The following is a 13751-nucleotide window of genomic DNA, read 5'->3' on the forward strand; positions in this document are numbered from 1 at the left end:
CCCGTGAGCAGCCCCAGCTGCACGGCCGCACAGGTCGTGCCGCCCGCGAGCAGGCCCGTCCCGGCACCCGCGAGGAACAGCGTGGCGACGCCCACGGCGACCACCTCCGCCGCGAAACCCTCCCCAGGCCCCGCCACCGCGAAGCGTCACCGGACGGGCACCCTCGGGTATCCGGCGGTGCCGCCGGGGGTCACTCCTCGGCGGACGGCTCCCCGTCGAGTGCGGCGCGCAGGTCGGTGAGCCGGCGGTCGAGCTCCTCGAACTCGCCGCGCAGCCCGGCCGGGACGCGCTTGCCGACCGCCTCCGCCTGCTCCTCCACCGAGGTCAGCCGGTCGCCGACGCGCCGCGCCACGATCCGCTGCGGCGACTCCCCGGCGGGACGCGCCTTCAGCAGCGTCGACTGCTCCCGCAGCAGGGCCGCCTGCTCACGCAGCAGCGCCGTCTGGTCGCGGAGCTGCTTGTTCTTGGTGTGCAGCTCCACGAACACCGACACCTTGGCGCGCAGCACCCACGGGTCGAACGGCTTGGAGATGAAGTCGACCGCGCCCGCCGCGTAGCCGCGGAACGCGTAGTCGGGGTCGCTGTTCACGGCGGTGAGGAAGATGATCGGCAGGTCGCGGGTCTTGCGGCGGCGCTTGATGTCGCGGGCCGTCTCGAACCCGTCCATGCCCGGCATCACGACGTCCAGCAGGATGACCGCGTACTCCTCGGTGAGCAGCGCCTTCAGCGCGTCCTCCCCGGACCGGGCCCGGACCAGATCCTGATCGAGCGAGCTGAGGATGGCCTCCAGCGCGATCAGGTTCTCCTCGCGGTCGTCCACGAGCAGGATCTTCGCCTTGTCGTCCACGCGCGTCTCTCCGATTCCGGTCCCCGCCAGCGCTGCAGCCCCACGGCGACCCTACTCGCAGCTCCTCTCCTCAGCGGACGATGGAGGGTTGCAGCCAGTTCCTCATGACGTCAAGGAGATGGTCCACGTCGACGGGCTTCGGGACATAGTCCGACGCGCCCGAGGCGAGGCTCTTCTCCCGGTCCTCCTTCATCACCTTGGCCGTGATGACGATGATCGGCAATTCGGCGAACTGGGGCATCTCCCGGATCGCGGCCGTGGTGGCGTAGCCGTCCAGGCCCGGCATCATGATGTCCATCAGGACGACCGCGACGTCCGGGTTGCGGTGCAGGACGTCGATTCCGGCCTGCCCGTCCTCGGCGTAAAGGACCTCCATGCCGTAGCCCTCCAGCACGCTGGTGAGCGCGAACACGTTCCGCACGTCGTCGTCGACGATCAGGACCTTGCGGCCCGACAGGACCGTGTCGAGGAAGTCCGAGGGCGGCTCCTCAAGGAGGCCGTTCAGCGCGGACTCCTGCTCGCCGTGCCGCTCCCTCGTGGGCGCACGCTGCTCGGCCGGCAGCCCGTTCTCCCCGGGCTGGGCTGTCGCCTGGCCCGGCATGCCCCCGTTCCCGGCCGCGCCGCCCGGGCGGAGGCCCGGCACGGCCTCGATGGCCGCCGGCTCGTCCGGCATCGCCGTGCGGCGCCGGTCGTCCCGGTCGCTGTACTGGGCGGGCAGGTAGAGCGTGAACACGCTGCCGCGGCCCGGCTGGCTCTCGGCGTGGATCTCCCCGCCCAGCAGCCGCGCGATGTTCCGGCTGATCGACAGGCCGAGCCCGGTGCCGCCGTAGCGGCGGCTCGTGGTCCCGTCGGCCTGCTGGAACGGCTCGAAGATCTCCTGCAGCTTGTCGGCGCTCACCCCGATGCCGGTGTCGATCACCCGGAACGCGATCACGTCGGGGGTGTTCCACAGCGCGGGCAGCGTGAAGTCGATGTCGCCGGCCCGCTCGATCAGCAGCCGCACCTCGCCCTCGGCGGTGAACTTCACCGCGTTGGACAGCAGGTTCCGCAGCACCTGCTGCAGCCGCTGCTCGTCGGTGTTCAGCGTGCCCGGGACGTCCGGCGCCACCTCCACACCGAACTGCAGGCCCTTGTCGACCGACAGCGGCCGGAACGTCGCCTCCACGTAGTCGACCAGCGCCGGCACCGACAGCCGCTGCGGGTGCGCCTCCATCTTCCCGGCCTCCACCTTGGCCAGGTCCAGTATGTCGTTGATCAGCACCAGCAGGTCGGTGCCCGACTCGTGGATCGTCTGGGAGAACTCCACCTGCTTGCCGGTGAGGTTGCCCTCCTGGTTCTCCGACAGCAGCTTGGCCAGCACCAGCAGGCTGTTCAGCGGCGTGCGCAGCTCGTGCGACATGTTCGCGAGGAACTCCGACTTGTACCGCGAGGAGATCGCCAGCTGCTCGGCGCGCTCCTCCAGCGTCCGCCGGGCCTGCTCGATCTGGAAGTTCTGGATCTCGATCGCGCGGTTCTGCTGGGCCAGCAGCGCCGCCTTCTCCTCCAGCTCGGTGTTGGAGTGCCGCAGCTCGCCCTGCTGGCGCTGCAGCTCGTCCGAGCGCTCCTGCAGCTCCTGCGCGAGCCGCTGCGACTCGCCGAGCAGCGCCTCGGTGCGGGTGTTGGCGCGGATCGCGTTCAGCGTGACCCCGATCGTCTCGATCAGCTGGCTGAAGAACGCCAGGTGGACGTCGGTGAACCGGCCGAACGAGCCCAGCTCGATCGCGCCCAGCACCTCGTCCTCGAACACGATCGGCAGCACGATGATGTTGACCGGGGACGCCTCGCCCAGCCCCGACCCGATCTTGACGTAGTCGGCGGGCGCGTCCGCGATCAGCAGCGGGCGCCGCTCCTGCGCCGCCTGCCCGACCAGGCCGTCGCCCAGCGTGAACCGGACGGTGCCGCCGCGGTGCCGCCGCGTCCCGTACCCGGCGATCAGGACGAGCTCGGTCTCCTCGCCCACGTTCTCCGCGAGGTAGAAGGCGCCGTACTGGGCGCTCGCCGTCGGCGTCAGCTCCCGCATGATCAGGTCGGCGACCTGCTGGAGGTCCCGGTGGCCCTGCATGAGCCCGCCGATCCGCGCCAGGCTGGTCTTCAGCCAGTCCTGCTCCTCGTTGGCGCGGGTCGTCTCGCGCAGCGTCGCGACCATCAGGTTGACGTTGTCGGACAGCTCGGCGACCTCGCCGCGCGCCTCCACGGTGATCGTCCGGGTCAGGTCGCCGGTCGCGACCGCGCTCGCGACCTCGCCGATCGCGCGGACCTGGGTGGTCAGGTTCCCGGCCAGCTCGTTGACGCTCTCGGTCAGCCGCTTCCAGGTGCCGGACACGCCCTCGACCTCGGCCTGGCCGCCGAGGCGGCCCTCGATGCCGACCTCGCGGGCGACACGGGTCACCTCGGACGCGAACGACGACAGCGTGTCGACCATCGTGTTCAGCGTGGTCTTCAGCTCCAGGATCTCGCCCTGCGCGTTCACGTCGATGCGCCGCGTCAGGTCGCCGTGCGCGACCGCGGTCGCGACCTGCGCGATGTTGCGGACCTGGTAGGTCAGGTTGGACGCCATCCCGTTGACGTTGTCGGTCAGGTCCTTCCACATGCCGCCCGCGCCGGGCACCCGGGCCTGGCCGCCGAGGCGGCCCTCGGTGCCGACCTCGCGGGCGACCCGGCTGACCTCGTCGGCGAAGGCGGACAGCGTGTCGACCATCGTGTTCAGGGTGTCCTTGAGCTGCAGGATCTCGCCCTGCGCGTTGACCTCGATCTTGCGGGTCAGGTCGCCCTGCGCCACCGCGGTGGTCACCTGCGCGATCCCGCGCACCTGGTTGGTCAGGTTGTTCGCCATCGAGTTGACGTTGTCGGTCAGATCGAGCCACACCCCGCCCGCGCCCGGCACGATCGCCTGGCCGCCGAGGCGGCCCTCGGTGCCGACCTCGCGGGCGACGCGGGTCACCTCGGACGCGAACGCCGACAGCGTGTCGACCATCGCGTTCACGGTGTCCTTCAGCTCCATGATCTCGCCCTGCGCGTCCACCGTGATCTTCTTGCCGAGGTCGCCCTCGGCGACGGCGGTGGTGACCTGCGCGATGTTGCGGACCTGGTAGGTCAGGTTGGACGCCATCCCGTTGACGTTGCTGGTCAGGTCCTTCCACACGCCGCCCGCGCCGGGCACGATCGCCTGCCCGCCGAGGCGGCCCTCGGTGCCGACCTCGCGGGCGACGCGGGTGACCTCGTCGGCGAAGGCGGACAGCGTGTCGACCATCGTGTTCACGGTGTCCTTGAGCTGCAGGATCTCGCCCTGCGCGCTGACCGTGATCTTCTTGCCGAGGTCGCCCTCGGCGACGGCGGTGGTGACCTGCGCGATGTTGCGAACCTGGTAGGTCAGGTTGTTCGCCATCGCGTTGACGTTGTCGGTCAGGTTCTTCCAGACGCCGCTGACGCCCGGCACGTTCGCCTGCCCGCCCAGCTGCCCCTCGGTGCCGACCTCGCGGGCCACGCGGGTGACCTCGTCGGCGAACGCCGACAGCTGGTCGACCATCGTGTTCACGGTCAGCTTCAGCTCCTGGAGCTCACCGGTCGCCTCGACCGTGACCTTGCGGGTCAGGTCGCCCTCGGCGACGGCGGTGGTGACCTCCGCGATGTCGCGGACCTGCGACGTCAGCCGCGCCGCCATCACGTTCACCGACGCGGTCACGTCCCGCCAGCGGCCCGTCATGCCGCGCGCCGGCGCCTGCCCGCCGAGCCGCCCCTCGGTGCCGACCTCGCGGGCGAACTGGGTGACCTCCCAGGTGAACTGGTCGAGCAGCTCCACCATGCCGTTGACCGACTTGGCCATGCGCAGCAGCTCCCCGCGCATCGGCCTGCCGCGCACCCGAAGCTCCACCCGCTGGCTCAGGTCGCCCGCCGCCACCGCCTCCACCACCTGGCTCATCCCGGTGGCGAGGTCGGTCAGCTTGTCGATGATGGCGTTGGAGTCCTCCACGGCGGCCACCCAGGTGCCGCGCAGCGTTCCCGGCGTCAGCCGGCCCCGCAGCTGGCCCTCCCGGCCGATCTCCCGCCGGACGCGGGCCAGCCCGGAGGCCAGCTCCGTGGCGTTCTGCCGGATCTCCTCCAGGATCGCCGCGGCCTCCGCCACGGCGCCCTCGCCCGGCACGTTCAGCTCCGACCTCGCCCTGCCGTCCCGCACGGCGAGGAGCGCCTTCAGGAGCGGTTCGAGGTCCGCGTCGCTGTAACGCGGGGTGGTGTCGCGGTTCCCGCCGCCGGGGCGGGCACGAGACGCGGTACGCGGCATTCTGTTCATCCTCCTGGCCCGCGATTCGTCGGTTCTCCGGAGACCACGGACTCCTGCTCTGGGACGTCTTCCGGGCGCACCTGTACTCTACGTCGCCGCGCGGCGGCGGAAACTCCTCCGCAGGTCGCGCGGCCCCCTGCGGCTCCGGCGGGCTGCCTCGAACGCGCATCTGCCCTTGTAGCCTTCGTGTTACGGTCTGTCGTGTTGTGGCGGGGGCCGGACAAACTCGAGGCGGGACGCTTGGCCCGTCCCGGTCGGCGGCTTCCGTGGCCGGGCGGCCGACCAGTCTGCCACGATAGCCAGGCCCGGACAGGTATCGCTTCGAACGAAGGACGACAGTGGATCGGCAGACGGCGTCGGCGACCTTCCCGTCCGCCGCCCCGGCGGTGGCGGATGCGCGCCGGTTCGTCCGGAAGGTGCTGGCCGACTGGGGCATGGACCAGGTCGCGGACGACGCCGTCCTGGCGACGAGCGAGCTGGCCACCAACGCCATCGCCTACGCCGGCACCTCCTTCGAGGTCTCCTGCCGCCTGGAGAACGGGGACATCGAGGTCGAGGTCCGCGACCGCCACCCCACCCGGGGCATCGAGATGCCCGGCGTCACCGCCTCCAGCGGGCGGGGGCTGCCGTCGCTCTCCAGGCTCGCCGCGTCCTGGGGCGTCTCCTACGACCGCCGATCCAAGGGCGTCTGGTTCCGGCTGCCCCGGCCGGGCGCCGGCGACGCTGCCGCGCCGGACGCGGACGCGGCCGGCGGCGCCGGGCCGAACGCGGCGGACGGCTCCGGGCGGGCCGAGCACACGGCAGGTGACCGCGCCGGCCGCGAACGCGGCCCCCGCGACGGCGTGGAGGCGGCCCGCGAGGGCGCCGGGCCCGCCGCCCAGAGCCGCGAGGGCAGGATCGCCGGCGGCGTGAGCGAGCTGCCCGTCGCGGGCGACCGCCTGCTGCGCTCCCCGGCGGCCGTCGAGGCCATGGAGGACGGCGTCGCCGCCGTCCGGGAGATTTTCGGCGCCGAGGGCGCCGCCGTCCTGCTGACCGAGCGCGACGGACGGCTGATCATGGGCTCGGCCGCCGGGACGGCCACCGAGATGCCGCTCGGCGAGCTGAACGTCGGCTCGCTCACCCCCGCCGCCCGCGCGGGAGCGCCATGGGTGGCCGCCGACGCCGGCGACCCGGCCGCGGCGGCCCTGCGGGCCCGGTCCCTGGCCGCCGCGCCGCTGGAGTCCCAGGGGCGGCTCACCGGGCTGATCGTGGCCGTCTCGCCGGTTTCCGGCCGCTTCGGCGAGGCCGACGGCGCCCGGCTCGGCCGGCTCGCCGACGAGATGTCGCTCTCCCTGGAGAAGGCCAGAGTGGGGGAGTTGGAACGGTCCTGGCGCGGCTGGCTCAGCTTCGTCGCCGAGGCCAGCGACCTGCTCGCCGGGACCCTCGACCAGGAGCGCACGATGGCGCTGGTCGCCCAGCTCGTCGTGCCCCGCCTCGCCACCTGGTGCGCCGTCTACACCGTCACCGAGGCCGAGCCCGACCGGCTCGCCTACGTGTGGCACGCCGACGAGAACCGCTCCGACGGCCTCCGCGAGCTCCTCCAGCACGCGGGCGGCGTCCCGCCCACGGACACCGCCGCGCCCTGGAACGGGCTCGCCACCGCCCCCGAGGACGTCCGGGCCGCCGCCGGCGACAGCGCCGCCGACCAGGTCTACGCCTTCCCGCTGATCGCCCGCGGGCGGCGCATCGGCACCATCGTCATCGGCCGCCCCGCCGGCGACCGCTTCCCCCGCAGCGCGATCGAACTGGCCGAGGAGCTGAGCCGCCGCGCCGCCCTCGCCGTCGATAACGCCCGCCTGTTCTCCGCCCAGACCGCCATGAGCAGCGCCCTGCAGCGCAGCCTCCTGCCGCCCGGCATCCCCGAGATCCCGGGCCTGGAGGTCGCCGTGGTGTACGAGCCTGCGGGGGAGGGCAGCGAGGTCGGCGGAGACTTCTACGACGTCTTCGAGAGCGGCCTGCGCCCGGGCGATCCCGTCCCCGCGTCCCGCTGGCGGTTCGCCATCGGCGACGTGTGCGGCACCGGTCCCGAGGCCGCCGCCGTCACCGGCCTCGCCCGGCACGCGCTGCGCATCCTCGCCGCCGAGGACATGTCCGTCCCGGCCGTGCTGACCCGCCTCAACCGGCTCATCCTCGGCGAGGGCGAGCGCGGTCGGCTGCTCACGCTGCTGCACGGCGAGATCGCGGCCCGGCGCCGCCGCGACGGCGTGACGATCAAGCTCACGAGCGCGGGGCACCCGCCCCCGCTGGTGCTCGACCCGGAGGGCGGCGTGCGCGAGGCCGCCTCGCCCCAGCCACTGCTGGGCGTCTTCGACGGCGTGGAGTTCCACACCGACACGGTCGACCTCCGCCGCGGCGAGGTCCTGCTCTGCGTGACCGACGGGGTCACGGAGCGGCGTTCCGGGAACCGGCTGCTCGGCGACGGGCACGGCCTGGAGAAGCTGCTCGCCGGGTGCACCGGGCTGAGCGCGGGCGCCGTGGCCGCCCGGATTCAGCGCGCCGTGCGCGATTTCGGCCCCGAGCCGTCGAACGACGACATTGCCCTCATCGTTCTGCGGGCGTCATGATGGAGACCAACAATCGGTAAGGTGGGGTGGCGTGGGGCTTGCCTTGCACACGACACGACATGACGGCCGCGCGACGATCGCCGCGCGCGGCTCCATCGACCTGCACTCCTCCGAAGAGCTGCGCACTCGGCTGACCGAGCTCGTAGACGCCGGTGAGCGGGCGGTCGTCGTCGACTTGGCGGCGGTCGACTTCTGCGACTCCTCCGGGCTGAACGTCCTCGTCCGGGCGTACAAGCACGCGCGTGCGCAGAACGCCACGCTCACCGTGACCGGCGCCTACGGCCGGGTCGAGAACGTGCTGCGCACCACCGGGCTCGACCGGTTCCTGATCGAGGGCCCAGCGGAGGAGGCATCGGCCGATGGACGGTGAGGTGACCACGATGAAGAACGGCGAGCGGGCGGAGTGACCGACCCGATGACCGAGACCACACTGCGCGCGGCGCCACAGACCGAGGCGGTCGAGTACGCACGGCGGCTCGCCGCCCGCACCATGCGCACCTGGGCGCTCATGGACCGCGAGGAGCTCGTCACCGCGATCGTGGCCGAGCTCGTCGCCAACGCCGTCCGGCACGCCGGCACGGCCCTGGAGCTGCGGCTGCTGCGCGGCACCGGCCGGATCCGGGTCGAGGTCCGCGACCGCGCGGCCCAGCTGCCCCGGCTCACCGTCCCCGGCCCGCTGGACGAGTCGCACCGCGGCCTGTTCATCGTCGACCGGTTCTCCAACTCCTGGGGAGCCGACCCGGTGACCGGCGGCAAGGTCGTCTGGGCCGAGGTCGACATCTGACCCCGGCCCGCTGACCCCGGGCGCGGTACCTCGGGCGCGGTGATCAGGCCGACTTGCGGTACAGCTCGGCCACCATGAAGGCCAGGTCGAGCGACTGGCCCCGGTTGAGCCGCGGGTCGCACGCCGTCTCGTACCGCTGGTGCAGGTCGCCCTCCGCGAGCCCCTGCCCGCCGCCGACGCACTCGGTGACGTCGTCGCCGGTGAACTCGATGTGGATGCCGCCCGGATGGGTGCCGAGGGCCTGGTGGACCTCGAAGAACCCGGCCACCTCGTCCAGGACGTCGTCCAGCCGCCGGGTCTTGTGCCCGCTCGGCGCCTCGAACGTGTTGCCGTGCATCGGGTCGCAGATCCACGCGACCGGGGCGCCGCTCTGGTGCACCTTCTCGATCAGCGGCGGCAGCGCCTCGCGGATCCGGCCGGCGCCCATCCGGGTGATGAAGGTGAGCCGGCCCGGCTCCCGCTCGGGGTTCAGCCGGTTGATCAGGGCCAGCGCGTCGTCCGCCGAGGTCGCCGGGCCGAGCTTCACCCCGATCGGGTTGCGGATGTGGCGCAGGAACTCCACGTGCGCGCCGTCCAGCTGCCGGGTCCGCTCACCGATCCACAGGAAGTGCGCGGACACGTCGTACGGCAGCCCGCTGAGGTGGTCGATACGGGTCAGTGCCCGCTCGTACTCCAGCAGCAGCGCCTCGTGGCTGGAGTAGAACTCCACCCCGTGGAACTCGTCGGGGTTCGCGCCGCATGCCTTCATGAACGTCAGCGCCCGGTCGATCTCGGCGGCCAGCTGCTCGTAGCGGCGGCCCGCCGGGCTCTGCTGGACGAAGTCCCTGTTCCAGGCGTGCACCTGCCGCAGGTCGGCGTAGCCGCCCTTGGTGAACGCGCGGCACAGGTTCAGCGTCACGGCCGAGCAGTGGTAGGCCTTCAGCAGGCGGTGCGGGTCGTTGCGCCGGGACTCGGCGTCGAAGGCGAACCCGTTCACCGCGTCGCCGCGGTAGGCGGGCAGCTCCACACCGCCGCGGACCTCCGCCGGCTTGGAGCGCGGCTTGGCGAACTGGCCCGCCATCCGGCCGATCTTCACGACCGGGACGCTCGCGGCGTAGGTGAGCACGACGGCCATCTGCAGCAGCGTCTTGAGCTTGTTCTTCACCGCGTCGGCGTTCGATCCGTCGAACGTCTCGGCGCAGTCGCCGCCCTGCAGGACGAACGCCTCGCCGCGCGCGACGTCCGCGAGCTGCGCCTTCAGCTGGTCGCACTCGCCGGCGAAGACGAGCGGCGGCTGGTTCGCCAGTTCGGCGGCGACCGCCCGGATCTCGTCCGGGTCGTCCCATTCGGGCTGCTGGAGTGCGGGGAGAGAGCGCCAGGCGTCGAGGTCCCCGGTGGCGGCGGAAGTACTCACGCCTGAAAGGCTATGGCACCGCCCGCCGTGCGGAAACGGACGCGTCGCGGAACGCGGCGGCGGAGGCGCTGCCGCCGCGAACGCGTACCGGGCGGCCCCGGTCTCGGGGCCGCCCGGTTCACGAGGACGGGCGGGGAGGCGGCCTCGGCGGTCGTCAGGCCGCCCGGATCCCGGTCGCGGCGGGTTCCCGGCCGGCGCCCGGCGCCCCGGTGAGCGCGCGGCGGCCGCTCAGGTCGGTCTCGTTCGCCAGCTGCCGCAGCCGGCGCAGCGAGCGGTCGGTGATCTGCCGGACCCGGTTGTGGCTCAGGCCGTAGCGCGCGCCGATCTGCGCGTAGGACAGCGGCTGGCCGCTGTCCATCCCGAACCGGGCCCGCAAGATCGCGGACTCGCGCTCGGGGAGCCGCTCCAGCAGCCGGCCGAGGCCCTCGATGTCGTCCAGCGCGAGGATCTCGGCCTCCGGGGTGACGGCGTCCGGATCCTCCAGCAGGTCGCCCATCGGCGTCTCGCCCGCGTCGTCGACGGTCGCGTCCAGGCTCGCCGGGTCGCGCCGCCAGCGCAGCAGCTCGTCCACGTGCTCGGCCTCGGCGCCCAGCTGCCCGGCGAGCTCCTCGCGGGTCGGCTCCCGGCCGAGCTCGCGGCCCAGCTGGCGCTCCGCGCGGCGCAGCCGCGAAAGCTCCTCCTCGACGTGGACGGGCAGCCGGATGGTGCGGGCGGTGTGGCTGAGCCCGCGCCCGATCGCCTGCCTGATCCACCATGTCGCGTATGTGGAGAACTTGAAGCCGCGGCGGTAGTCGAACTTCTCCACCGCGCGCATCAGCCCCAGGTTCCCCTCCTGGATGAGGTCTATGAGGGGCAACGAATCGGTCGGGTATTTCCGGGCGATCGAGACGACCAGCCGCAAGTTGGCCTCGACGAAGCGCTGCTTCGCGCGCAGCCCCGCCGCGGCCAGCTCCTCCAGTTCCTCGCGGGACGCGCCCGAGGGCGTCCTCCCGTCCTCGAGAAGCTGTTCGGCGTACAGGCCCCCTTCGATCGCCTTGGCCAGATCGACCTCCTCCTGCGCGTCGAGCAGGGGGGTGCGGCCGATCCGGTCGAGGTACGCTCCGACAAGATCCTTGTCGGGAACGTCGACCCTGTCGCCCTTGGTACGGGTTGCAGCCATCCTGACCCTTCTCCGGTGCGATCTCCCTAAGAGGACAACGCTAATTACCGCTCTGTGATTCCCGGGTGGGGAATACTGCGAGGCTGTACGCCGCTCTACGACCTGATACCCCGAATGAGGAGAAACCGACATGGCGACGGTCACACTCACCGCTGAGAACTTCGACGAGGTGGCTCAGGCCGACGGCATCGTGCTGGTCGACTTCTGGGCGGAGTGGTGCGGCCCGTGCAAGAGGTTCGCGCCCGTGTTCGAGAAGTCGGCGGGCAAGCACGAGGACATCGTCTTCGGCAAGGTCGACACAGACGCCGAGGCCGAGCTCCAGATGCGGTTCGGGATCAAGTCGATTCCCACGCTGATGGCGATCCGCGACGGCATGATCGTCTTCGCCGAGCCGGGCGCGGTGCCCGAGCCGGTGCTGGAGAACGTGATCGAGCAGGTCCGCGGCCTTGACATGGAGGACGTCCGCCGGCGCGCGGAGTCCTGAGCGGGCCGCCCGCACCGCCCGCCAGGTTGCGCGGGCGCAACGCGCACCGGACGCGCGGGCGGCGTGTGAGCGGCATGACGGCAAAGAAGCGGACGGTGCCGCCCCTCCTGTGGCATCCATGGACGATGATGGACGGATGCTCGCGGATGTCGTCCCATACCTGGTGTGCCCCGTGTGCGGAGCCGACCTCGACCTGACCGGCCGCAGGCTGCGCTGCCCCGGCGGGCATGCCTTCGACATCGCCCGACAGGGCTACGCGAACCTCCTGCCGGGCAACGCCCGCCCGGGAACGGCCGACACACCGGAGATGGTGCGCGCGAGGGACGAGTTCCTTGAGGCGGGGCACTTCGCCGCACCGGCCGACCGCCTCGCGTGGAACGTCTCGCAGGCGGGTGCTTCCTTCGTCCTGGATGCGGGCGCTGGAACGGGGCACTACCTGAGCCGAATACTCGACCGGGCACCCGGCGCCGTCGGTCTTGCGCTGGACATTTCCAAGCACGCCGCCCGGCGCGCCGCCAAAGCGCATCCGCGCTGTGGCGCCGTCGTCGCCGACCTCTGGCGCCCGCTACCCCTTCGTGACGGCGCAGCCGACACCGTCGTCAACGTCTTCGCTCCCCGAAACGCGGCCGAGTTCCACCGCGTACTCCGCGACGACGGGCTGCTGTGCACGGTCACGCCGTCGCCACGGCATCTCGCCCCGCTCGTGGAGCCGCTGGGGATGTTGTCCATCGACAAGCGCAAGACCGAGCGCATGGACACCGCACTGGCCGGCTACTTCAAGCTCGATTCGCGCCAGGAGCTGGAGACCGAGGCAGTCCTGACCCACGACGAAGTGGCGACGCTCGTCGGCATGGGGCCCAGTGCGCACCACGTCCCGGCCGACCGGCTCCGCGAGCGGCTGGACCGGCTACCCGACCCGCTGACGGCGCCTTTGTCGTTCGTCCTGTCGACGTATCGGCGGCTCGAATAGACGCGCGCCCGCGTGTGGGTGCGCGTCCGCGTCCGCGTGCTGCGTGATCTCAAGCAGGACCTGCGGCACTTCGCCGGGCTCCGTGACGTCCGCCAGGCCGGGCACGTCGAGCGTCCCGTACCGGAAGGACGTGCAGAGGGACCGGGCGGTGCCGCTCAGCAGCAGGCGCTGGAGCGCCTGGCCCGCTCGGAGCCACTCGGCGGGGGAGTCCCCGCGGGTGGTCAGCACCACCCGCTGCCCGACCGAGTCCTGTGCGTCCGGGAGCGGCCGGAGCGCCGCTCCGTCCAAGCGCGCCGCTGCGCCTAGTTCCTGGACGACAGGCAGGGGTGGCCGGACGCCGGTCGCCGGGCGGCCCGCCGGGAACGGCCGGAGGGTCGCGGCGTAAAGCAGCCGTTCCTCCCTGGACACCCGGTGGTGTCCGACCAGTCGCACCGAGGCCAGGACGGATGGACGTGCGGCGTCAGGAAGCAACCGCACCACGGCCTCGTGCCCGAACTGGGCGGCGGCCAAGCGCAGATTCACGAGCGCGGCGCCACTGCTCAGATGCAGGCCCCGTCCGACCGGATCGTGCATCGGCCGGAACCTGACCGGGTCGGCGTGCACCTCGATGAGCCCGGGCACGACCTTGAATCGCCACGCGTGCACGTCATGAATCGTCGGCCCCATCGTCGCGGCGACCACGAGACGCTCCACCGACGCGCGGATGGCGGTGGGCACATTCACGGGGTGTTCCTCCTGACCTCGGCCGAAACGCGTGCCGGGAGCCACCGCCGTCCCGCGGCCATGCCCGCCGCGGGGGTGAGCGGTCGGGTCACCGTACCCCACTGTGACCCGGCGCACGTAGTGCGTGAAAGGCGAGGTCAGCGGGGTGATTGGTGTGCTTGTGTGACAAGAATGCGCAGTGGCCGGCGCGGCGCGATTTGACCGTGTCGGAGGCGGACCTTAATGTCTCTCGTGCCCCAAGGGACGCGGACGCCGCATGGCGGCCGAACCCAGGGGGAGCGGACCTTCCGAAAACGGTTCGAGCCTCGCTCGGACTGTTGTAAGGTGGACCACAGGCCCACAACGGGATGCAGGACGCCGCAAGGTGGCCGGCCCGCAGGGCACCTCCTACGAAGCGATCTTCCAGGTTTTCGGCCTGGGGCTGTGTCGTCGCGTGGGGGCCTGGGATGCTTCGTCTCCGTCGAAAAGAT

Annotated in this window: 10 protein-coding genes; 5 read left to right on the top strand and 5 right to left on the bottom strand. The window is 72.1% G+C overall.

Annotated elements, in window-relative coordinates; genetic code table 11:
- Window positions 1-190 precede the first annotated feature (190 nt).
- Window positions 191-847 (bottom strand): response regulator, encoded by a 657-nt coding sequence (locus E1293_RS35010; protein WP_132202355.1) that lies wholly within the window; start codon window positions 845-847, stop codon window positions 191-193.
- A 70-nt stretch (window positions 848-917) separates the two neighbouring features.
- Window positions 918-5165: a HAMP domain-containing protein gene (locus E1293_RS35015; RefSeq protein ID WP_243716992.1), complete on the bottom strand. Its 4248-nt coding sequence runs from the start codon at window positions 5163-5165 to the stop codon at window positions 918-920.
- A 338-nt stretch (window positions 5166-5503) separates the two neighbouring features.
- Between E1293_RS35015 and E1293_RS35020 the strand changes: the two genes are divergently transcribed.
- The 3 genes from E1293_RS35020 to E1293_RS35030 are packed head-to-tail and all read left to right on the top strand — an operon-like array spanning window position 5504 to window position 8552.
- Window positions 5504-7768: a SpoIIE family protein phosphatase gene (locus E1293_RS35020; protein ID WP_132202359.1), complete on the top strand. Its 2265-nt coding sequence runs from the start codon at window positions 5504-5506 to the stop codon at window positions 7766-7768.
- A 31-nt stretch (window positions 7769-7799) separates the two neighbouring features.
- Window positions 7800-8138, top strand: coding sequence for an STAS domain-containing protein (locus tag E1293_RS35025; RefSeq protein ID WP_132202361.1), 339 nt, complete (start codon window positions 7800-7802; stop codon window positions 8136-8138).
- 45 nt (window positions 8139-8183) lie between these two features.
- On the top strand, window positions 8184-8552 hold the full coding sequence (locus tag E1293_RS35030) for an ATP-binding protein (protein WP_243716994.1): 369 nt from the start codon (window positions 8184-8186) through the stop codon (window positions 8550-8552).
- Window positions 8553-8595: 43 nt separating this feature from the next.
- Here the strand turns inward: E1293_RS35030 and E1293_RS35035 are convergent, their stop codons facing one another.
- Window positions 8596-9945, bottom strand: a complete 1350-nt coding sequence (locus tag E1293_RS35035; RefSeq protein WP_132202374.1) for a class II 3-deoxy-7-phosphoheptulonate synthase — start codon at window positions 9943-9945, stop codon at window positions 8596-8598.
- 154 nt (window positions 9946-10099) lie between these two features.
- Window positions 10100-11104, bottom strand: coding sequence for a sigma-70 family RNA polymerase sigma factor (locus E1293_RS35040; protein WP_132202376.1), 1005 nt, complete (start codon window positions 11102-11104; stop codon window positions 10100-10102).
- Between the two features lie 130 nt (window positions 11105-11234).
- Here E1293_RS35040 and trxA point away from each other — a divergent pair, with 130 nt between their 5' ends.
- Window positions 11235-11588, top strand: a complete 354-nt coding sequence (gene trxA, locus E1293_RS35045) for a thioredoxin (protein WP_132202378.1) — start codon at window positions 11235-11237, stop codon at window positions 11586-11588.
- Window positions 11589-11706: 118 nt separating this feature from the next.
- Complete coding sequence (locus tag E1293_RS35050) at window positions 11707-12558, top strand: putative RNA methyltransferase (protein WP_243716996.1); 852 nt, start codon at window positions 11707-11709, stop codon at window positions 12556-12558.
- On the opposite strand, the gene E1293_RS35055 is transcribed toward E1293_RS35050, so the two are convergent.
- Complete coding sequence (locus tag E1293_RS35055) at window positions 12496-13281, bottom strand: nitroreductase family protein (RefSeq protein WP_243716997.1); 786 nt, start codon at window positions 13279-13281, stop codon at window positions 12496-12498. The two genes, E1293_RS35050 and E1293_RS35055, sit on opposite strands and share 63 nt — an antisense overlap.
- Window positions 13282-13751: the final 470 nt, after the last annotated feature.

This window comes from Actinomadura darangshiensis (assembly GCF_004349235.1).
Classification (GTDB): domain Bacteria; phylum Actinomycetota; class Actinomycetes; order Streptosporangiales; family Streptosporangiaceae; genus Spirillospora; species Spirillospora darangshiensis.